The organism is Fulvimarina fulva, from assembly GCF_039652615.1.
Lineage (GTDB): Bacteria > Pseudomonadota > Alphaproteobacteria > Rhizobiales > Rhizobiaceae > Fulvimarina.
Genome location: NZ_JBDJAC010000006.1, coordinates 54,960 through 76,762 on the forward strand (window position 1 = coordinate 54,960; position 21,803 = coordinate 76,762).

At 64.4% G+C, this 21,803-nt stretch carries 15 protein-coding genes and 1 pseudogene; 4 read left to right on the top strand and 12 right to left on the bottom strand.

Annotation, left to right across the window (positions count from 1 at the left end; translation table 11 throughout):
• Window positions 1–27: 27 nt before the first annotated feature.
• The 5 genes from ABDX79_RS10090 to ABDX79_RS10110 all read right to left on the bottom strand — a co-directional run bounded on the left by ABDX79_RS10090 (window position 28) and on the right by ABDX79_RS10110 (window position 6,184).
• The gene (locus tag ABDX79_RS10090; protein ID WP_346220166.1) at window positions 28–1,698 is read right to left on the bottom strand and encodes an ABC transporter ATP-binding protein; all 1,671 of its coding nucleotides are present in this window, start codon (window positions 1,696–1,698) and stop codon (window positions 28–30) included.
• Window positions 1,699–2,123: 425 nt separating this feature from the next.
• Window positions 2,124–3,452, bottom strand: coding sequence for an aspartate aminotransferase family protein (locus ABDX79_RS10095; protein WP_346220167.1), 1,329 nt, complete (start codon window positions 3,450–3,452; stop codon window positions 2,124–2,126).
• Window positions 3,453–3,546: 94 nt separating this feature from the next.
• Entirely contained in the window at window positions 3,547–4,647 is a 1,101-nt protein-coding gene (locus ABDX79_RS10100) for a phosphotransferase enzyme family protein (RefSeq protein WP_346220168.1), read from the bottom strand.
• Window positions 4,648–4,706: 59 nt separating this feature from the next.
• Entirely contained in the window at window positions 4,707–5,375 is a 669-nt protein-coding gene (locus tag ABDX79_RS10105) for a haloacid dehalogenase type II (RefSeq protein ID WP_346220169.1), read from the bottom strand.
• Between the two features lie 332 nt (window positions 5,376–5,707).
• On the bottom strand, window positions 5,708–6,184 hold the full coding sequence (locus ABDX79_RS10110) for an Lrp/AsnC family transcriptional regulator (RefSeq protein WP_346220170.1): 477 nt from the start codon (window positions 6,182–6,184) through the stop codon (window positions 5,708–5,710).
• Window positions 6,185–6,391: 207 nt separating this feature from the next.
• Between ABDX79_RS10110 and ABDX79_RS10115 the strand changes: the two are divergent.
• The 4 genes and pseudogenes from ABDX79_RS10115 to ABDX79_RS10130 all read left to right on the top strand — a co-directional run bounded on the left by ABDX79_RS10115 (window position 6,392) and on the right by ABDX79_RS10130 (window position 10,230).
• Window positions 6,392–7,144 (top strand): annotated as a pseudogene (locus ABDX79_RS10115) (IS6 family transposase).
• Between the two features lie 184 nt (window positions 7,145–7,328).
• Window positions 7,329–8,579 carry a diguanylate cyclase domain-containing protein gene (locus tag ABDX79_RS10120; RefSeq protein WP_346220171.1) on the top strand — a complete coding sequence of 417 codons (1,251 nt, stop codon included), beginning with the start codon at window positions 7,329–7,331 and terminating at the stop codon, window positions 8,577–8,579.
• On the top strand, window positions 8,576–8,902 hold the full coding sequence (locus tag ABDX79_RS10125) for an Hpt domain-containing protein (protein WP_346220172.1): 327 nt from the start codon (window positions 8,576–8,578) through the stop codon (window positions 8,900–8,902). The genes ABDX79_RS10120 and ABDX79_RS10125 overlap by 4 nt, the downstream gene beginning before the upstream one ends.
• Window positions 8,903–8,928: 26 nt before the next feature.
• Window positions 8,929–10,230: a GGDEF domain-containing protein gene (locus ABDX79_RS10130; protein WP_346220173.1), complete on the top strand. Its 1,302-nt coding sequence runs from the start codon at window positions 8,929–8,931 to the stop codon at window positions 10,228–10,230.
• Between the two features lie 104 nt (window positions 10,231–10,334).
• Here the strand turns inward: ABDX79_RS10130 and bcsN are convergent, their stop codons facing one another.
• The 7 genes from bcsN to ABDX79_RS10165 all read right to left on the bottom strand — a co-directional run bounded on the left by bcsN (window position 10,335) and on the right by ABDX79_RS10165 (window position 21,748).
• On the bottom strand, window positions 10,335–11,429 hold the full coding sequence (gene bcsN / locus ABDX79_RS10135; RefSeq protein WP_346220174.1) for a cellulose biosynthesis protein BcsN: 1,095 nt from the start codon (window positions 11,427–11,429) through the stop codon (window positions 10,335–10,337).
• Window positions 11,430–11,432: 3 nt separating this feature from the next.
• Window positions 11,433–13,370 carry a hypothetical protein gene (locus ABDX79_RS10140; protein ID WP_346220175.1) on the bottom strand — a complete coding sequence of 646 codons (1,938 nt, stop codon included), beginning with the start codon at window positions 13,368–13,370 and terminating at the stop codon, window positions 11,433–11,435.
• Window positions 13,358–14,440, bottom strand: coding sequence for a glycosyl hydrolase family 8 (locus ABDX79_RS10145; protein WP_346220176.1), 1,083 nt, complete (start codon window positions 14,438–14,440; stop codon window positions 13,358–13,360). Before ABDX79_RS10145 ends, ABDX79_RS10140 begins: the two co-directional genes overlap by 13 nt.
• Window positions 14,433–16,823, bottom strand: coding sequence for a cellulose biosynthesis cyclic di-GMP-binding regulatory protein BcsB (locus ABDX79_RS10150; RefSeq protein WP_346220177.1), 2,391 nt, complete (start codon window positions 16,821–16,823; stop codon window positions 14,433–14,435). The genes ABDX79_RS10145 and ABDX79_RS10150 overlap by 8 nt, the downstream gene beginning before the upstream one ends.
• Before the next feature lie 3 nt (window positions 16,824–16,826).
• On the bottom strand, window positions 16,827–19,058 hold the full coding sequence (gene bcsA / locus ABDX79_RS10155) for a UDP-forming cellulose synthase catalytic subunit (RefSeq protein WP_346220178.1): 2,232 nt from the start codon (window positions 19,056–19,058) through the stop codon (window positions 16,827–16,829).
• A 455-nt stretch (window positions 19,059–19,513) separates the two neighbouring features.
• Window positions 19,514–19,873: a response regulator gene (locus ABDX79_RS10160; RefSeq protein WP_346220179.1), complete on the bottom strand. Its 360-nt coding sequence runs from the start codon at window positions 19,871–19,873 to the stop codon at window positions 19,514–19,516.
• A 195-nt stretch (window positions 19,874–20,068) separates the two neighbouring features.
• Window positions 20,069–21,748: an ATP-binding protein gene (locus tag ABDX79_RS10165; RefSeq protein WP_346220180.1), complete on the bottom strand. Its 1,680-nt coding sequence runs from the start codon at window positions 21,746–21,748 to the stop codon at window positions 20,069–20,071.
• Window positions 21,749–21,803 lie beyond the last annotated feature (55 nt).

The following is a 21,803-nucleotide window of genomic DNA, read 5'->3' on the forward strand; positions in this document are numbered from 1 at the left end:
CGGGGCTGAGGGGTCTGGGTGGCCTGATCAGTTCACGGTCGATAGCTGCGCCTCCGCCGGCATCCGGCCGGGAATGGCGTCGACGAGTTCGCGCGTGTAGGCCGAGCGCGGATCGAGGAAGATTTGCGAGGGCGGTCCCTGTTCGACGATCCGACCCTTCTGCATCACGGCGATCTCGTCGCAGATCTGGCTGGCGACGCGCAGATCGTGGGTGATGAAGATCATCGAGACGCCGGTCTCGCGCTGGATCTGATCCAGAAGTTCGAGGATCTGCGCCTGGATCGACACGTCGAGCGCCGACACCGCCTCGTCGGCGACGAGAAGCTTTGGCTTGAACATCAAGGCCCGCGCGATGCCGATGCGCTGGCGCTGGCCGCCGGAGAACTCGTGCGGATAGCGCTCGAAGGCACCGGCATCGAGGCCCACATGGGACAGAAGCGCCTGCGCCTCCTTGCGCGCCTCGCCATAGGCCATGCCATGGGCGACGGGGCCGACCGTGAGGATGCGCCCGATCGTCGAGCGCGGGTTGAGCGAGGCGAACGGATCCTGGAAGATCATCTGGATCTTCGGGCGGATCGGGCGGAATTCGGCGTCCGAAAGCGGCGCGATGTCGCGGCCCTCGAACAGGATGCGCCCGCTATTGCCGTCCTGAAGCTTGACCAGAAGGCGGCCGAGGGAGGACTTGCCCGAACCGCTCTCGCCGACGATGCCGAGCGTGCGGCCCGGTGCGATCTCGAAGGAGACGTCCTGCACCGCCTTGACGAGGTGCTCTCCGCCGAACAGGGCGCTGCCAATACGGTAGGTCTTGCCAAGCCCCTCGACGCGGATGATCGGCTCCGCCGTCGCATGTGGCGCCATTGCACGGTTCTCGCCGGTCAGCGCCGGAACGGCGGCGATCAGACGCTTGGTGTAGGGATGGGAGGGGGTCTTGAGCACCGTTTTGGCGCTCCCCGTCTCGACGATGCGGCCCTTTTCCATCACCACGACGCTGTCGGCGATCTCGGCCACGACGCCGAAATCGTGGGTTATGAACATGACGCTCATGCCCTTGCGGCGCTGGATGTCGCGGATCAGGTGCAGGATCTGCGCCTGGGTCGTCACGTCGAGCGCCGTCGTCGGCTCGTCGGCGATCAGGATCTTGGGCTCCAGCGCGAGCGCCATCGCGATCATGACGCGCTGGCGCTGTCCGCCTGACAGGCGAAACGGATACTGGTGATACATGAGCTGGGGATCGGGGAGGTTTACTTCCGTCAGGAGCTCGATGACCCTCGCCCGCTGCCATTCGCGCGTGCCCACCCCGTGAGCCGTGAGCACTTCGGTGATCTGCTCGCCCACTGTCATCAGTGGATTGAGTGCCGAGAGCGGGTCTTGGAAGATCATCGAGACCACACGGCCGCGCAGATTGCGCAAGGTGGCGGGTGCGGCGCCGACCATCTCGCCCCCCTCCGTGCCGCTGAGATAAATTGCACCGGCCGAGACGCGGATCGAGGATGGCAGGAGACCCATGATCGTGTTGGCGGTGACCGACTTGCCCGACCCGGATTCGCCGACGATGCACAGGATCTGTCCGTCCTGAAGATCGAAGGAAATGTCCTCCACGGCGTGACGCCGTTCCATGTCCTTGGGCAGGTCGATTGTGAGACCGCGAACCGAAAGCGCCGGCTCTCTTGCCTTGTCCGTCTGGTATTGCGGCGTCATGGTTTGCGCGTCCTCTCAGTGCAGTCTAATAAATCATCACAATGGTGAGGCAGATGATGCAAAATCGGGCAGGCTATGCTAGTTTTCGGGTCGGAGCTGACTTGTCGTCGATCGGGAATTCCTTTGGGACCGTCATCATTTCGACATGAGTGTTGCGCGTTTGGCGCCACCGATCGCGCTGAATAGTGCGGAGCGTGCAGCAGAAGCTTCTGCATGCCGTGGCCAAATCGGCATTTTCCACTGGTCGGCCAGAGTGCTTTCGCAAGTCCCGCCAGACCAGTCTGAGCGGAGCTGCTTCGAGGAAGCGACGGGCGTGAAGCACGCATAGAGGCGGCTGAAAGCGCTTTCTGCCTCAAGAGCGATCACCGTGCCCAGAGCGGGCCGGCATGGCGCGCGGTTCCCTGCCCCTGCCCCTTGCCCCTGCCTCATGGCGCGAGCCGCGCCAAGGCGATACCGAGCGCGTCCAGAAACCGGTCCGCATGCGCGGCCTCGCAGACCAGCGGCGGGCGAACCTTCAGCGTATCCTCATTGGCGCCGCACGTGCTGATCAGGACGCCGTCGTCGCGCATCAGATTGACCAGATCGAGCGCCATCGCCCGGCGCTGGCTGGGCGACATTGCGTCCCGCCCGATGTCGATGCCGAAGAACAGACCGGCATGGCGCACCGCGCGGATGACGTCCGACTGGCCGGCAAGGACATCGAGGCCGGATGCGAGGCGCTCGCCCATGACACGGGCATTCTCCATGATCCCGTCGCGCTGAAGAATGGTGAGCACGGCGTCGGCCGTCGCGATGCCGACGGTATTGCCGGCAAAGGTGTTCGAATAGCGCGCCGTCGCGCCGAACCGGTCCATATGCGCCCGGCGTCCGACCACGGCGCCGATCGGATAGCCGTTGCCCATCGGCTTTCCGAGCGTTGCGAGATCCGGCACCACATCGTGGCGCTCGAAGCCCCACATGTGGGTGCCGGTGCGCCCAAAGCCTGGCTGGACTTCATCGGCGATGAAGAGCCCGCCCGCCTCGCGCACGGCCTCGACCGCGCCGGCGATGAAGCCGGGCGGGTCCAGCCAGACGCCATCGCTGGAAAAGATGCTGTCGATCAGAAGCGCCGCGACGCCGATGCCCCGCCGGTCGAGGTCGCGAATGGCGGCCCGGACCTCGGCCTCGAAGAAGGCGGCGGCGTCCCGCTCCGGGATCCCCGCCGGGCCCGGCAGCTCGACCATGCGCACCGAGGGACTGAGCTTCACCGCATCGCCGAGATTGGGCGACACCGCCGCGGCGGCCGCGCTCGTGCCGTGATAGGCATAGGAGGAGACGATCACCCCGTCCGCGCCGCTCACCAGCCGGGCAATGCGCAGCGCGAGATCGTTCGACTCGCTGCCCGTGCAGGTGAAGACAACCCGGTCGAGCGCGCTCGGGAAGGTGGCGATGAGGCGCTCGGCATAATCGACGAGGCGCGGTTCGAGATAGCGCGTATTGGCGCTGAGCCGCCCGGCCTGCTCGGCCATGGCAGCGGTGACCTCCGGGTGGCAGTGACCAAGGGAGGGAACGTTGTTGTAGAAGTCGAGAGTGGCTTTGCCATCGGGGTCGTAGAGCCACATGCCTTCGCCGCGCACGAAATGGACGGGGCGTCGATATTGCAAGCGGTAGGAGGAACCGAGCACGTGATCGCGGCGAGCGATCAGATCCGCCTCTCGCTTTGGCAGGCTGGCCTCGCCGGGCCTGTAGCGATTGGGCATGAGGTCTTCGGCCATGGCGGATTTACCCTGTTCGATGGGGAGGAAAAGAGCCTGCGCGGGCGCCTTGTGACGCGCCATCCAGCGGGCGGGCGAAGTCGCGCTCCGGGCATCATCGCGAGCTTGCGGCAAGAGCTGCGTGAACGGCCGACTCCCCTTCGCCCGGGCTCAGCCTGTCGAGAATGGCGAGACCGGTCTCGGCGCGGGCGACATTCTTCATGATGTAGGCGGTCTCGCCGGGAAAGAGGCTCGCTCGCCAGTGATTGATCAGGATCAGCGCGCTCTGGCGGGCCTTCATCAGCCCGACCAGGAGCGTGGTTTCCAGCTTGGAAAGCGGCAGGATGGAGCCATAACCCGCGATCAGATGCTCCGCGCCGCCGAGCGGACTGGCGGGGTTGGCGACCTGATGGCTCGCCGCGATGGCAAGGTCCTGGATTCTCGGTCCGAAGCCGCCATCGCCGAAATCGATGAAGGCGACTCTCTCCCCTGCCGTGAGCGTGTTGAAGGGGCTTGGATCATTGTGGGTGACCTGCCACGGAACGTCGCCGAGAGCCGGTTCGACGCGGCGGCGATAGTCCCTCATCGCCCGAGCGACGGCCTGCCTCACGCCTCCCTCCGGCAGATGGCGCTCCAGTTCGATCAGGCGGGGCCAGCAGCCGATATGCCACAGGACCGGACGGCGGGCGCCCGGCAGATCATCATGAACCGCCAGCGCGCGATCCAGATGGGCGAGCGCCCGGCCGCAGCGATCAAGAAGGTCGGACGACCAGGCTTCACGGTGAAGAGGCACGCCCTCAACAAGGGTCTGCAGATAGCCAGAAACGCCGGCGTCCTCGAACATCGCGGCGCCATCGAGGGTCCGCAGGATCGTCGGCGCAACGAAGCCCTTTGAACCTTCGAGAGCGATGAGCGCGGCGGACTGGAAGCGGAAGCTCTCGACCGCCGGTTTCTCACTGGCGGTCTTGAGGATCAGCCGCTCGCCGGTGGACAGCCGAATTTTGGCCGTCTGCTCGACCTCCGAGGAGAGGATTTCGATCTCTCCCGACAGGCCGTAATGGCGCCCGAGGAGCGCCCCCAGCGCATCGATCTCGAGGATGCCGGGCGATGTGGCAAGGGCGCTCATGGCGGCTTCGACATGAGATTCGCCGAAAGACGAGAGGCCGATCGGCCTCCCGGACTTTCCATAGCAGCCGGCCTGGTTTTCGACACGCAAGAAGCGGCTCCCTATCGGCGCGTGGAACGCGGCGGCCGAACGATCTTGTGCCGCCGGTCTCAGAGACCGACGACGCCCGGCAGATGCCGGATGTCGGGGATCTCGGTATAGCCGTAATAGGGATTGGCCGGCTCGTGGCCGCGATTGACCCACACCTTGTTCTTGATGCCGAGATCATGGGCGGACATCAGATCGTAGCGGAAGGAGGAGGAGACGTGAAGGATATCCTCCGGGCCGCAGTTCAGCATATCGAACATATATTCGAAGGCCTTGAAGTGCGGCTTGTAGGCGCCCGCCTGCTCGGCCGTGTAGACGGCGTGGAACGGCGCGCCGAGCTTGGCCACATTGTCGTGGATCTGCGCGTCCATCGAATTGGTAAGCGTGACGAGCGGGATTTCCTTGGCGACCTTGGCAAGACCCTCCGGTACGTCGGGATGGGGCCCCCAGCTCGGGACGCGCTCATAGATGTTTTGCGCGTTCTCGGGTTTGAAGGCGACGCCATTGCGCTTGCAGGTCCGCTCGAGCGCGTTGTGAACCACGTCCGCATAGGGCTGCCAGTCCTTCATCACCTCATCGAGCCGATAGGCGGAGAAATCGGCGATGAAGGCCTGCATCTGCGGCTCGGTGAGCTCGCTGCCATATAGATCGCGCGCCGCTTCCGCCATCTGGAAATGGATCAGAGTGCCGTGGCAGTCGAAGGTGATGTATTTCGGGCGGAAACCGGTCATGCGGGAGGACCCTTTTCGTCGGCCTTGAAGCCTGTTGAAGCGATGCGACGACCGTAGGACCGAACGGACCGGACGGATGACCGATTTCGGCGATCTTCGAGCAGGAAATGCCGTTTAACGAGGAAATTTCGGCAGAATGGCCCGAACGCTCGATTGGACGGGACTTATACGGTCTCGGACTGATTCAGTTGGGCTCCGTATCAAAGCCCGCGCGGCGCTTGAGCGGCTTTGAAAATCCGTATCGCGACGCGATCAGACGGATTTCTTTTTAACGGAGCGCATCCGGCCCTTGCCCAGGGAGGGCCACAGGACCTGGCACGACCTCAGCTCCGTCAGAGCGGGAACAGCGTCCTGAGGGGCAGATGGGCGCGCACGATCGGCGACTTCAGAACGACGAAGCTGAAATATTTGTCGATGCCGATATCCAGGCTCGACAGGCGTTCCATGATCTCCTGATATTCGCTGATCCCCGCGGCGACAACTTTGAGAAGATAGTCGTAGCCACCCGAGACGAGATGGCACTCGACCACTTCTTCCACCTTGTCGACGGCGGCCAGAAATCGGGCGAAATCGATCTGCTGATGGTTCTTCAGCGTGACCTCGGTGAAGACGGTGAGGGTCGCGCCCAGTTTGGCGACATTGATCTGCGCCGAGTAGCCGGAAATATAGCCCTCCGCCTGCAGCTTCTTCACGCGCATGAGGCAGGGACTGGCCGAGAGATTGACCAGTTTGGCAAGTTCGACATTGGTGACGCGACCGTTCTTCTGCAATTCGTGCAGAATCTTGATGTCGATACGGTCAAGTTTCATGGATGCAATCCGAGCCTTCAATCGGAATGGCGACCGCTCGGCGGACTTCGTCACAGGCTAGCACATCGACCATTGCTGTCGAATGCATCTACCGGGCTCTTGCTGGAGAAAACAGTGAAAAAATGGCCCTGTCGCAAACCTTTCCGCTTAACCGTCTTCTGATGGTGTTCATTGATTTTCGCGCTCTAATCGATGGAGAGCCTCGCCATGATCCTGAACACGATCGCCGAGAAGCTGAAGCGGGCGTCGAAGGACGACTTCAAGGGGCGGCAGTTCGAGGCTTGGCTGATCGTTCAGGCGGTGACCTGGTACCTGCGCTATCCGCTGAGCGACCGGGATCTGGAGGAAATGTTCGCCGAGCGGGGCTTCGCGGTCGACCACTCCACGATCAATCGCTGGATCCTGACCTACGCGCCGTTGATCGGAAAGCGGCTGCGCCGGTTCCGTAAGCCCCATTGCAGCTCGATCCGGATCGACGAAACCTGTGTGAAGATCCGCGGCCAGTGGCGCTATCTGTATCGGGCCATCGACAAGCACGGGAACGCGGTTGATTTCCTGTTGACCGCGAAACGTGATGCCGACGCCGCCAAGCGTTTCTTTCGCAAGATTGTGAAGGACGAACCACTTCTGTAGCCGAAGACAATCGGTACCGATGGCGCCGGCACATTCCCCGGCGCGATCCGGTCTGCCGTCGAGGATCGGCTCCTGACGCCGGATCCGGTTCACCACATCACGAAACATCTCCAGCAAGGCATCGAGAGCGACCATTTCCGGGTGAAGAAGGCCATGCCGAGGATCGGCGGCTTTCGCTCGTACAACACGGCCCGGCGAACCATCAAGGGGTTCGAGGCGATGCTTTGGCTGCGAAAAGGCTTTGGCTTCACCGGCGAGTGGACCGATCACAGCCAGAACGATCTCGTCGCGCAGATCTTCGGGCTACAAAAAGTTTATGAAGTTTGAAGATTTCGGACCGAACGGGGCTTTTGCGGCCGAAGCCCAAAGTTGCGACAGGCCCGATCAATCCAGGCTTCGTACCCCTCGCTCCGGCGAGATGGAAGAATAGAAAGAAATTTCAGGAATTTAACTGTGGTTTTACTTGTGAGCGTTTTGATGTCACACAAACGTGATAGCGAAGAGGCCCAGCATGGACATGATTTCCGATGTTCCGATCCGCGTCGGGCTGGTGGACGACGATCCGCTTTTCCTGGAACAGGCGACCAATCTCATCGACCTGCGACCGGATATGGTAGGAACGCGCCTCCAGAACGCGGCCGAACTCGAACGCGCGATCAGGGCCGGCTCTCTCGATTGCGTCGTGATCGACTACAATCTCGGCGGCGACAACGGTCTCAATCTTCATCTCGCCCTGACCAAGGAGCACGCCAACGTTCCGCCGGTCATCCTGATTTCGGGTGCCGGTTGCGAAAAGACGGTGGTCAAGGCCTTCCGCAGCGGCTTCGCCGATTACGTCTCCAAGCGTCAGTTCAGCATCGACGAATTGTGCGGCAGCATCCGCCGCGTAGTGACCAAGGCGCGGGCGAACGCCTTGGCTGTAAAGCAAAGCGCGTCGGCTGCCCCTGCCCAGGATGTCGACGAGCTGACGGGTCTTTTCCATCGCGCCTTCATGGACAATCGCCTGCGCGAGCTCCTCGCCGATCGCCGCCGCCGCCAGTTCGCTGTGATGGGCATCCGCATCGCCCAATTCGAGGAGATCAGGGCCGAGATCGGCCATGTGCGCGCTGAACGTGTCGCCCACGAATTCGCCTGCACCTTGAAGCGCGTCGCCCGGTCGACGGATCTCGTCGGTCACTGGGACGGGCAGGACTTCATGGTGCTGCTCGACGCGATGCCGACGCCGGACAGCATCGCGCTTGCCGTCCAGCGGCTGGAAAACGCTCTCTGCCTCAGTTCGCGTTTCGACGGCATTCTCGTCGAAGCGCGACCCGAGATTCGCGTTCTCACCTATCCGGCCGAGGCGGCCACGCGCGAGGCGCTTTTGGAAGGCATCTTCCCCGAAAAGCGGATCAAAGAGGACGATCGATCCTTGGAGGATGATGGGCGGGACGAAACGCCTGCGGATGGGGCGTCCTGGCGCGTCGGTGCGGCCGGTCGCCGGCCCGCCCCGATCGTCAGGAGCACGGAGGAGCGCCGCCGGGAACGTCGCAGGCGCATCATGAAGCGCGGCCAGATCGTCCACGGAACCCACCATCTGACCATCATGTGCAATGTGCGCGACCAGTCGGGGTCGGGCGCTCGGCTGCGTCTCGACAGCTGGGTGGCCGTGCCCTCGACGCTCGAATTGCGGCTCCTCGGGTCCGATTTCCGCAAACCTGCGGTTCTCCGCTGGCAGAAGGGTCTCGAGATCGGCATCGAATTCACGGAGACGCTGGGATGAGCGACCCGCAAGCACAGGCCGCGCTCGCAGCGCGAATGGCCGTTCTCGGCGACAAATTCCGTGCCCGGACGAGCGAACAGTATGGCGATCTCGCCAGCCTTTGCGAGAAGCATGAGCCAAGCCCATCCGAATGCGAGGCCATCCGGCGGATCGCCCATAGCCTTGCTGGCTCGGCAGGTCTCTTCGGTTATCACGACATCGCGCGGCAGGCGGCGAATGTGGAAGACGCGATCCTGCAGCGCTCGCCGCCGGATGTCGTGGCGCGGGAGCTCTGCGAACTCTGTTCGCTTCTTAAAGCGGATGTCGTAAGAGCCGGAGCCTGATCAGGAGTTCCCAAGCCGGAGTGAGCATGCCGCACCCAGTATCGAAGACGGAGACCGACCATGGCGATCCTGCCGCAAGTCCCGAATTGGACGAAGCGATGACCGGGTCCCGTCCGATCGTGAAGGTTGTGACCGGCGACGCGGAGGATTTCACCCGCACCGCGGGCCTCGTGGAGGCGGTCGGCTATACGGCATGCGAGGAAGACTTCGTGCCCTCGAACGAGCAGGTGCTTGCGGTCCTGATCAACGCCGGTCATGACGCGGACTTCGCGCGCGCCAAGGCCCATTCGGCCGGGTCCAATGTGATGATGTACAACCTGCCGCACCGCTTCGAGCCGCGTCTCGCGGCCGCGCGCGCCGGCGTCCAGATGGCGGTCGCCTCCGCGATCAACCCGGTCGAGCTCAGCGCCTGGCTGGTCGATTGCGAGCGCACGACCGGCAGCGAAGCGCATTTTTCCGTGATGATCGTCGATGACGACGAGATTGCTTCGGAGGTCTATGCCGAGGCGATCCGTGCCCGGGGCATGGTCTGCCGCATCGTCTCGGAGGTGGAGACCGTGATCGAGGCGATCGACGCCGCGCCGCCCGACATCATACTCATGGACATGCAGATGCCGACGGCGAACGGCATCGAGGTCGCCTCGATGATCCGCCAGTCGCGCTCGATGCTCGCAACGCCCATCGTATTCCTTTCGGGGGAACGCGACCAGGAGGTTCAGTTCCACGCGCGGGCGATCGGCGGCGACGATTTTATCGCCAAGCCCATCTCGCCCGTGCTTCTCGCCGAGCGCATCCGCATGCGCGCGATCAGGGCGCTGGCGCTCAGGCAGCTCATGGAGTCCGACGGGCTCACTGGCCTTCTCAACCATGCCCGCTTCAAAGACCGGGTAGAGAAGGAGATCGAGCGCTCGCGCCGCACGGGCGCACCGCTTTCGCTCTGCCTTGTCGACATCGATCATTTCAAGTCGGTGAACGACACCTATGGCCACCAGCTCGGCGATCACGTGATCCAGGTGCTCGCCAGCACCCTGCGTAACAGCCTTCGCCGCACGGACGTGATCGCGCGCTATGGCGGTGAAGAATTCGCCGTTCTACTGCTCGATACGCAAGTCGACCACGCGCACGTGGTGATCGAGCGTATTCGCGAGCGATTTTCCGAAAGCCACATCAAGCACGAGGCCGGCGAGATGAGCGTCACGTTCAGCGGCGGCGTCGCCCGCTGGACGAAGGATCGGGACGCGGCTACGCTGTTCAAGCTGGCGGACGCCGCGCTTTACGAAGCCAAGCGCAACGGCCGGAACCAGGTCGTCATATCCTCGGCGGAGTGACTTTCAGCCTGTTAACGCGTGCAATTGGGCTTGAGGCTTCAGCAGTGACGGCACGCGGCTTTTGGAGAAAGCCGCGTAACCGCTTTCCCCAAATTCGCATCCCCTCACGATCGCGCCGAACCGACCCCCTTCGAGACCTTCGAGATTCCGGCAGGGGAGGGGATGAGCGGTGCGTCCTTCAATGCCTCAACTGCGGAGGGTGCTGTCTTTCTGGCAACGCTCGCAGGCGCTTTATCTGATGAACCCGACGCGATCTTGGCGCTTGAAGCCGCGCTCGCAGGTTTGGTCTCGCCCGGTGCCGGAATGCGAGGGTAGCGCACCGTCTCGGCGTCGCCGCTAGACTTCGTCGTCGAGGGCGATGGCCGCGCTGCCTTCGGCTTTCTAGCAGGCGCCGTCGGTGGCTCCGACGCCACTGAAGCCACGGTCCGGCGCGAGGCTGCCGGCTGCGCTGACGCGGCGGACGTTCTACCCAAAACGCCCATCGTCCGGTTCGCGATGGAAAGCGCATCGCCGCCCGAACCGCCGCTTTGCGACATCACGAAGGCTTCGCCGCCTGAGGCCGGGAAGAGGCGGAGATTGCGGATCGCGGCGACGATCGCACCGAGCGGACGGCTCTGGCAGAGATGGACGCGGATGCTGATCGGCTGCTTGCGAAAGCCGATCCCCGTGGACGCGCCGTCCACATTGCGCAGATCGAGCCATTGCCAGGCATAGACGCAGGTTCCCGAACCGTCCCGGACATAGGCATAGCCGAACGGACCATAGGCATTGGACGCCGGTTCGTCGGCGATGACGAAGCTTCGCGACAGATCGTAGGCGGACAGCTCGGCGACGATCTCGTCGAGCCTCGGCGAGCGCAGGAGATCGGGGGCCGTGCCGTCCTTACCGCCCCGTTCGAGGCGGATCATGTTCTCGTGTCTGAAGCCGCCCTCGCCTCTCAAGACGATCCTCTGGGTGAGGGTTTTCGGGCGCTGCATCTCGATGACGTCGAGAACCTGGCCCGCATCGGCCGGGAGTTCGGCCCAGCGTCGATGCCAGGAAACGCTCTGGCTGGTGACGCCCCGCCGTGCGGGCTCGTCATAGGCGAGGACGTCGTAGGCACTGGTTGAACGGGTACAGCCACCGAGCGCGATCGCGGAGAGGGAGAGGCCGATAAGCGACAGGCGACGCAGGGTCGAGAGCTTTGATGAGCACTGCATGGGTCAGAACCTCCCCTGGCGCACGACGGCCAGCGCCTCGCGGGTTTCACGGGTTGAAAGCATCCGGTCGGAGCGCTCGAAGACGGCTTCGGCATCGTCCCGGCGGCCGAGATGCCAGTAGGACCAGCCGCGCAGGAGTGCGAGACGCCGGTTGTCGGGGGCAAAGCGCCTGCGCTCTTCCAGAATGCGCAAGACGTCGCGATAACGCTTCTGATCGAAGGCGGAGATCGCCTGATCGGCAAGGATGTTGAGGCCGATTTCCTGTCGACGTCCCTCGGTCATCAGCCCGGTATCGGCGGCAGCGCCCGCGCCTCTCGGATCGCCAGCGGCCAAAAGCGCGAGCGAACGGCCGTATTCGGCATCGCGGCGCACCTTTGTCGGGCCTGAAAGCGCCTTGCCGAAGGCTTGTAGCGCCTCGCTCGGCCGCTTCAGTTCCAGAAGGCACCAGCCATGAAGGAGCGACTGGTCGGGCGAAAGCGAGCGACGGGCGCTGGCGGTTTTGGCGCACTCGCTGAAGCGCTTGGCCTCGAAGGCGGCGAGGATCGGATCGCGGGCGGGGGCCTTGCGTTTCGGCGCGGCCGCCTTGCCCTCGGCAAGGGCGATATCGGACAGCGCCTCGTAGCGCTCCGACCAGTCGCTGCGCAGCCGTTTTGCTTCCGTGATGTCGCCGGAGGCGGCTGTGGCGAGGATGAGACCGCGTGCCGCGCCCTCGCTTTCGCCGTTTTGCAACGACTGCTCGAACCACTGGCGCGCCGTCGTCATCTGCTTGAAGCCGTGGGCGTACCAGCCGAGAACCTCCGCGCCGCGCGCCGAACGCTGCCGCGCGGTCGCGGCGGCGAAGTCGGCGATGTCCGCATCCGAGCGGCGCGGCGGGGGATCGCCTTCGAACCGTGTCGCCTCGATCTCGACGAAGAGGGTTTCGAGTTCGTTCGTCAGGTCCCGTGCCTTGCGGGCGCGGGCGACCGCCTCTTCCGGCCGTTCCAGAGAGACGAGGGAGAGAATCGCGCCGAGTTCGATCTCCGCCGTCCGGCGCTCCTGTTCTTCGTCGTCGGTATCGGTCGCGATCCGGCTTGCGGCACGCTCGAAGGCTTGAAGCGCGCCTTCGTGATCGAGCCGCTGGCGGTCGAGCCAGCCGAGAAGAAGCAGGTCGCTCGCTGTGCCCGTATCGAGCGTGGTCGCGGCGAAGCGTTTGAGACGGGCTGGGTCCGGTTCGAGGGCGTCGTCGCCTTCGAGCCGCGCCGCGATTTCGGAACGGGTGACGTCGTGGGCGATGTCGTCGAAGGCGCCGGTCCTGTCCGACTGGATCGCGGGTTCGGACAGAAGCGGGGCTGCCTGTCCGCCGAAGGCCGCGAGCGCGATCTGAAGGGTCGAGCGCCGCGCCTCGACGGTTTCGCAGCGTGTCAACAGCGCCCTGTAGTCGTCGATCGCGGTCCCGATCGCCCCGGTCCGGCCTTTCGCTTCCGCGATCCGCCAGGCGGCGTCGAGATCCTCGCATCCGCCGAGGCGGGGTTCGGCTGTCGCGACCTCGATCACGCGCGCATAGGCCTTGCGGTCGGACGCGCCGATGAGCTCCTGGCGCTGGCGCTTCAGGTGAAGCTTGGCTGCAAGATCCTGTGACGGCGTGTAGCCCGTCGCGGCTTTGCGCGCCGCGATCTCCCGGTCGAGGGCGTCGAGATCGCCTGCGGCGAAAAGTGCCCAGAGATCGGTTTCCGGGTCGCCGACTGGTTCGGAGAGATCGGTCGGAACCTGCCAGTTGGGATAGAGCGTCCGGAGCCGCTTCAGTTCCGCCTGGAAGCGCTCGGGGGCATCGTGATTGGCGTAATAGCGAAGCGCGCTTTCATCGACGTTCGGTGCGCGCTCCTCGGCGGTCGCGGACGGGGCGAGGACGAGGGCGGCGAGAAGAAGGAGCGAGGTCGAGGCGCGAAGGGTCAGGCGAGACATTCCGGGTACCATCTCTCGATTGCGCAAAGCGACAGGAGGCGAAGGGCGGTTGGAAAATACGGTTCTTCTTTGGGTCCGGTCAGGCGTGCGGGATAGGCCGTTCCAAGGGCCGAACAGGCCGTCAGCGCCGGCACGGCGTCGTAGCCGGACGAGCCGAAATAGCGAGGCGGTGGGGCGGGGCGGGGACCGACCGCGACAGGACCGGGGGCTGCGCCATGGGGCCAGAGGGAGACGAAGGGCGCAAGCAGCCCGCGCGGGCCCCGCCATTCGGGTGGCGCGAAGGCGATATGGAAGGGGATGCGCAGGGCGTTCCATCCGAAGAGCGGATCGAAACCGTCGGCGGGCCGCGGTGTTTCGCCGGCAAGCGATATCCAGTCGCTCGGCACGTCCTTGGGCCCGAAGCGGGCGGCCTCGATGAGGGCGAAGCCGCTCTCGGCGAGCTTGCGCCATCTCGGATCTGGCAGGATTTCGTTGAGCGCGGCGAAGGCCGGAAAGACCCAATAAGAGAGATTGACCACCGGGCCGTCCGTGCGGTCCTCAGCCGCAAAGCCGCTCGCCGCCGGAAGGAGGATCGTCTGGTCGCCATGCTCGACGACCGTCTTGTCGAGAATGTCAGCCGCGATCGTCCGGGCCGCTTCACCGTAAGCGGTCTCGTTCCATCGGCCATAGGCTTCCGCAAGCGCCCAGGCGACGAGAAGATCGCCGTCGGTCGCATTGTTCGGATCGGCGATGGCGGGGGTCTTCGAAGGATCGTAGCGCCAGGCGAGAAGCGCGTCGCCCCTCACGCCGAGCGTCTCCCGGGTGAAGGCCCAGAGCGTGTCGAAGCTCGCGCGATCGTCGTGAAAGACGGCGAGAAGCATGCCGTAGCCCTGGCCCTCGCTGTGGCTGACGCCGCCATTGGCATCGTCGACGATGCGCCCGTCTTCCTTCAGGAAGCGGCGACGCCATTCGGTATAGGCTTTGTCCGCGCTCGCACCCTCGCCGAGTTCGGTGGCGAAGACCGGGCGCGGCGCGGCGCCGATCGTAAGCGAAAACGCGGCAAGCCCCAGAAGCGTGCGCCGGTCAAGCATGATGGGCGCTCCCCTTGTCGACGTCGCTCGCGGTCCGTCTGCCACCGGTGCTTCCCTTGACGGCGAAGGCCGTCGCGCCACCGAAGCCGAGCGCCGCCATCAGGAGAAGGCCGGCATGGATCGCAGGGTTCATGGACAGCCAGGCGGCGATGACGAGACGGATATTGCCCACCGACAGAGGCTGCGTCGCATACATGGAGCTTACGAAACCGGGGACCGTCTGGATATGATCGCCGGCAAGAAGCGCCGCGCTCCCATCGAGCCGCGACCATTGGGCAGGCTCGGTGAGATGGGCGACTTCCTGCGGCAGGGCGGCGGCGCTCGCGGCGGTAACGAGGGTGACGGCCCCGTTGCCGTGGGCGGCCGGGGCCTGGCTCATCAGGAGGCTCGTCCTGTCGTCGACCGCAAGCGGCTCGGCAACGCCGCCGAGGCCGATCGAGGCGATCGCCTCCGTCCCGCTCACCATCATATCCCAGAAATAGTTCGGCTTTTCCTCGACCGTGAAGCTCGCCCGCCAGTTCTCGAGGGTCTCGTCGCGCTCGCGTGCTTCCGCCGTCGAGATGAAGCCGATGCCGCCGGTCGTCATCGTGTCGAGGGTCTGGCCGCCGAGAAGCGACAAGGCGTCGGACATCAGGGACGTGTTGGCGGCGAGCTTCGACAAGGACGCCTCATCGATCTCAAGATGGGCGCGGACCTCTTCCGGAACATCGCCGGCAGCGGCAAAGACGGTCCCGCCTTGAGCGACGACCTCGGCGATGCTCGCGATCTTCGGGTCCGAAAGGCGAGCGTTGGACAAAACGATGCGCGCGTAGAAGGTGGCTGCGGCCGACAGAGAATTCTCGTCGAAGGAGGTGATCGCGAGGCGTGTCGGTTCGCCTGCCCGTCCCGCGAGCCCCGCATCGGAGAAGGAGGCGGCGAGATTGGGGAGGGTCGCCATGCGGGCAAGGCGCGGAATGGTGATGGTGGAGGTTTCGAGAAGCAAAAAGCGCGGATCGCCGCGCATCTGGAGGTTCGGTGCGCAGCTCCTGTCCGCCGGGCGGGCGACGGCTGCCTCGAACTCCACGTGGTTCTCGCCGGGCCGGAAGGCCGTCAGCGGAATATCGAGGGACCGGGCGGACATGGTATCGCCGTCGCTGCGCCCGAGCGGCAGGATGGCGGCGGTCTTGCCGTTAACGAGAACGCGGAAATCGCTCTCGCCCGAAAGCGCCGCCGCATAGCCGAGATCGAGTTTCAGCTCGGCGGAGGCATAGTCCGAAATCACCGCATCGGCCGGAAGGCCGATCCGGAAGCCGGTGCGATAGAGACGGCCGGAGAATTCCCGGCTTTCGAGGCCGAGATCGCGGAATGTAAGCGTCCGATCGTCGACGACGGGACGCTCGAGGGCGGCGGGGCGCGCGGTTCGCTCGGCGGCGGCGAGCCTGTCGAAAAGCCGGGCGAGGCGCTTGCGATCGCGAGGATCGACGACGAGCGCGGTCGTGCCATCGCCTGAAATCTGAAGGTCTTCCAGCGCCGCATCGATGCGCGAGCCCTCGCCGCTCATCGCGGACACCTGCTCGCGGTTTCCGAAATAGACGTCGATGCCGCTTGCCTGGTTGGCTTGAGGCGAATCCCTCGGCGTTTCCTGCGGCAGGGCGAGGTTGAGGGCCCACGGCATCGCCTTGAATTCGACGCGCGCGGCGGGCGCGCCGGCAGCGCGCGCGAGACGGGCGGCGGTGGCGTAGATGGTTTCCACGGCATCCGGCTGTGTGCTCGTGCTGTGAACCCTCAAGACGAGCGTTCCCCGCTCGTCGAGCGGCAGAAGCGGCAGATGGTCGAGGCTCGGACGGTCTTTGGCGGCGAACTGGAAGCCCGAGGCGTGATTGTCGATCCGCGTCCACAATTCGTAGGTGCTGGCGATCGAGCAATCGACCCGGTGGCGATGCTCGACATCGAGTTCGACGCGGTTCCAGCCGCTCTTCAAGGCCCGTGCCGGAAGCGCGATCCGGCGCGGCGCCGTGCGCCCGCCGCCGATCCAAAAGCGATCGGCCGGAATGCCGTTGAAGAAGACGGCCATCTCTGAGGCTTCGGGCATGACCGAGATATCGGTCTCGTAGGCGAGCTGGAAGATGCCGCCCGCGCGGGCCTCATTCGCGCTGACGAAGATGTCGAAGCCGATCTTCGCGCTCTCGCCTTGCAGGAAGAAGTCGTCCTCGATGGCGGGCAGAGGGCGCAAGGGACCGAGCGTTCGGCTCTCGATTTCGCCTTCCGGGACGGCGCGAGCTGGCATCTGTGGTATCTGCGGCATGGACTGGGCGGTCTGGGCGCTGGCGTCCGCGACGGGGAGGCAGGCTCCCGCCGAAAGGACGGAGAGAAGACAGCCGCCGAGAAGATGCTTGCTGTTCATCGCTCAGCCTGCCTTCGCCGTCTGGTTGATCTGGCAGGCAAGGCCGGCACCGTCGTTCGCCGGGGCAAGATCGCCCGCGCGGCCCGGCCTGCCGCTCAGGGAGCCGATCGCGCGCATGCTGTTAGAAATGCTCCAGCCGATGACGTTTACGCTGCCGCCGAGGATGCCAATCGTCTTGCGCCGATGCTCGCGCGCCGAGGAGAGGGCAGCGGCGTCGGCATACATGAGGTTGGCCACGAGCCGCATCTGCGAGGGGACGAGGGCGCTGAATTCGAGCCCGAGCGAGATGCCCCGCGCGTCCGGGATCCGCCGGCGCAGGATGACGGCGAGACCGGCCTCAGCGCTGCCCTCGAAGGTGAGCGTGCCGTGAACGGGGCCGGTCGGCAGGGTTGAGAGATCGAAACCGATCGGGCGTACGCGCACGCCGCTCGACGAGACGTCCTCGATGACGATGGTCATCGCCTGCTCGCCGAAACTGAGTTCGCCGTTGCGCGAGACGTTCAGCCGCTGGTTGCGCCGCCGCTCTGCACGCTCGGAGACGACGCCGAGGGCAAGGCCCGCGACGACGAGATTGAGGAGGTTCCAGGTGCCGACGACGGCGAGGAGATCGCGCGAGCTCGGCTCCACATACCAGCGCCATCCGCACCAGACCGCGCCGGCAAGCAGGCAGCCGAAGATGACGAAATAGGGCTTGGCGAGCGCGGAGATGCGGTCGTTCTCGGTCGTGACGCCCTTCGCGGTCACCTTAAAGACCGGCGATTTGGGCGCACGCACCACGGCCGCGATCGCCCGAACGAGATAGACCGACTGCACATATTCGTAGAGCTCGGAAATCCACGGCCAGCGCACGTCGCCATAGAGATAGTTCTGAAGCATCGCGTTCGCGAGCATGTAGAGGGCGGTGTAGGCGAAGAACTCGTGGAGGCTCGCCTGATAGATTTCGAGATTGAAGAAGATGTAGAGGAGCGGGGCGAGCATGAAGGTGAGCCGCGCGACCGGGAACAGCCAGAAGATACCGGAGGAGAGATAGCAGACCCGCTGGGCAAGGCTCAGCCCGCGCGAGAACAGCGGATTGCGCAGCATCATGATCTGCAGCATGCCCTGGCACCAGCGCGAGCGCTGGCCGATGAAGCCCTCGAAAGTTTCCGGCTGGAGGCCGGCGATCAGCGGCTTGTCCACATAGCGGCTCGTCCAGCCCTTGGCGTGGAGCGACAGCGCGGTCTCGCAGTCCTCGGTGATAGTGACGCCCGAAAAGCCGTCGACCGATTCCAGCGCCCGGCGGCGCAGAATCGCGGCGGACCCGCAGAAATAGGCCGCGCCCCAGGAATCCAGGCCGCGCTGGACGACGCCGTAGAACATCTCGTTTTCCGACGGCATCCGCTTGAAGAGCGAGAGGTTCTTCTCGATCGGATCGGGGTTCAGGAAGAAATGCGGGGTCTGGACGAGGAAGAGGTTGTCGTCCTCGGCGAAGTGGCCGACCGTCTCGGTCAGGAAGTTGCGCGCCGGCGCGTGATCGGCGTCGAAGACCGCGACGAGATCGCCGTTGGTGCGCGGCAGGGCGGCGTTGAGGTTGCCGGCCTTGGCCGAGACGTTCCGCTCGCGCGTCATGTAGGTCGCGCCCATCTCCGCGCAGAGCGCCTTCAGTGCTTCGCGGCGCTGGCGGGCAAGGCGTGCGTCGAGCGGATCGGCGGCGGCGAGCTTCTGGTCCGTGCCGCCGTCGTCGAGGAGATAGACGTTGAGCTTCTCGCGCGGATAATCCATCGCCAGCGCCGCCGCGATGGTGACCGTCAGGAGTTCGCTCGTTTCGTCATAGGTCGGGATGAAGACGTCGACGCTCGGCTTTGCCGCGCCCTCTTTAACGGAGGTCGGCGCAAGCTGGCGCGAGGGAAGCGGCTTCAGGACGACGAAGAGGCTCGTCAGGAGGACGAGGATCGCGAACATCTCGACGCCGTAGAGGAGGATCGCCGGGATGAAGTTGGCGAGCTCGTCCGAGGCGGGGAGGGTTTCCGTCGTGCGCCAGTAGGCATAGCGGCCGATGACGCCGACGGCGAGAGCCATGAAGAGGATGCGGTGGGTCTGGCTGCCTTTGCCGAGCTGCCACAGGACGACCATCGCGGCGACGAGGGTGACGGCGAGGATCGTCTGGTCGTCGGTTCCGACCGGCTGAAGGACTGCAAGAGCGAAGACGGCGGCCGACAGAAGCCAGACCGATATCGTTGCCGCGCGAATGAACATGCTCTCCCCTCCGTCCCGAGGGTCCCGCCGAAGCGAGGACCTTGATGGAGGGAATACTTGCGCCGTTTCTGGTTAACGCGACCGCAATATCGGAGACAAGTTGATCTTCTTTGGAAAGCTTCTCTTCACAGCGTTAATCAATGGTCAAACATATTTTCAGGCCGATATTTTCACACCGATGATCGTCAATAAGACAAAGTATCTGCGAGCGGCGCGACCGGTGCGCCGTGGCATCTGCCCAAAACGCAAGAACCCCCGTAAACCTTCCGGAAAAGGTGCACGAGGGTTTGGCAAAGGTTCGATGCCCTAAAGGGGGCACACCGACGTTTCGACGAGTTAGACCGACGGACATAAGAAAGCATCGCTTTCGAATGTTCGTCGGAAGCCCGAACGGCGCCTGAGCCAAGTGCTGGGCGCGAATTGGCCCGAAGGGTCAATTCATTCGGCCAGCCGTATTAGAGATGTTCGCGGATGGTCGAGGCGAGGGTCATGGGATCGAAGGGTTTCGCGATCACCGCCGCCGCGCCCAGCTCCATCAGCGAGGCGATCTCCGAGGCCTGGGCCCGGGCCGTCATGAATATGATCGGGGTTGCGGAGGTCTGCGGCCGGGAGCGAAGCTCGGCGAAGGTCGCGGGGCCGTCCATTTCGGGCATCATGTAATCGAGAACGATGAGGTCCGGATGCCATTCGGCGGTCTGCTGGAGCGCCAGGGCGCCGGAGGATGCGGTCTCGACCTCCAGATCGGGGTCGAGTTCCAGGGACATCTTGGCGATTTCCCGGATGTCGTCTTCGTCGTCGATGCACAGGATCTTCATGGCGTTGTCTCGTCAAGCATAAAGATGGTGATCTTTTCCGGCTCGGACCGGACATCCGAAGGATAAGGGGCGACCTCTTGTCCAAAGGTAAATGAAGCGCCGATCGGCGATAGAACCGGTTTTGAGGGTAAGGAATTGCTTGTCGCCGGACAGTGCATTTTCGATCGCGTTCCGGGTTCCCCGACGGCTTGTCGTTCAGGCGGCAGACACCGCCGCCGTCTCTTTATCGCGAACGAGACCGCCGGCCTCGCTCAGCGGCAGGTCGATATGAAAGGTGGTGCCGACGTCTTCGGCCGTCTCGTAGCCGATCTGTCCGCCCATGGCCTCGACGATCGACTTGGCGATGCAGAGGCCGAGGCCCGTTCCACCCGATCTGCGGGTCGGACCGGAGGTCGCCTGCTCGAACTTGTTGAAGATCCGGGGCTGGAAGTCCTTCGGAATTCCGGGGCCGCGATCCTCGACCGAAATCCTGGCGGCACCGTCGAGAGCCGCGAGCCGGACCGTGACCGTCGTTGCGTTCGGCGAGAATTTCAGCGCGTTCGAGAGAAGATTGCCCAGCACCTGATGCAGGCGATCCGGGTCGATCTCGGCAATGTCGTCTTCGAGGTCGTTGACGAATTCGACCTCGATCTTCTTCTCCGGGCAGTAGCCCCTGTTGGCGGCGACCGCCTGTTCGACGATAACCCCCAACGGTTCCGGCCGGATCACATATTGCAGTTTGCCGGACTGAATCTTCTCCATGTCGAGGATGTCGTTGACGAGGACGATGAGGCGATCCGAATTCAGATGCGCGATCTTCAGAAGGTTTTCCGCTTTCGCGTCGAACGTGCCAAGCCTGCCCGAGCGCAGGAGGCCGAGTGCGCCCCGGATCGAGGTGAGCGGTGTGCGCAATTCGTGGCTGACGACCGAGATGAAGTCGCTCTTCACCGCAGCGTTCGCCCGGTCCTCCGTCACGTCGCGATTGTGGGTGATGAGGCCGAGAATGGTGCCGTGCTCGTCGTAGAGCGGGGCCTTGAGGGTCGCGATCCAGCCGGACCTTCCGTCTGAAAAGATCGCTGGCTGGTCGAAGCGCGAGACCTCACGGGTTTCAAGCAGGCGATCGTCGTCCGCGCGGTAGAGTTTGGCCATCTCGCGCGGCTGGAAGTCGAAATCGGTCCGGCCGATGAGGGTCTCGACGTCCGGCGCGCCGACGAGCCGTGCCGTTGCCGCATTGGCGACGACGAAATGTCCGTCCCTGTCCTTGAAATTCAGCGCATCGGGAAGCTGCTCGACCATCGCACGGTAGATGAGATTGGATGTCTCGAGCGCCCGGCGTCTTTCGATCGAGCGGATGGAATAGCCGATGAAGAGGGCGCCGAGAAAGGTGAGGGTCAGGTAGGGCGCGCCCGTCTTGGCGAAGAGCGCGAGCGCGGTGGGGAGCGGAAGAACGAAATAGGTCAGGAAATTGGTGAGGGTGACCGGAAGCGCGAAGGCGAGGAGCTCCCATCGCGGGCGCTCTCGCCTGGACAGAAGAAGGCGCGCCGAAAGGCCCGCGCCGGATGCGAGCAGGATATTGATCGCGCCGATATAGGCCGTTTCGCCGCCGATGCCGAACCGGACCGCGATCGCGATCACGGTGCAGACGATGCCTGCGAGCGGACCGAAGAAGAAGCCCGCTGCCGCGATGAAGACCGTGCGAAGATCGACCATCGCGCCGCCCGTGAAGGCGGGCACGAGCAGCATCGCGCCGATCGCCGCGCATCCCATCAGAGCGCCTTTCAGCACGGCGTCGGCCGGGGCAGGCAGCGCCGTGAGGAGACGGGCCGCATGATCGAGCACGACCACGACGAGCGCCGCCAGCGCGAGGTTCGTCAGGAGGAGGTGCCAGATCGTCATCAATGAAAGCCGTGCTTTGTCGTGAGCGATCCGATTGAAAAAGAGAAGTCGGAAG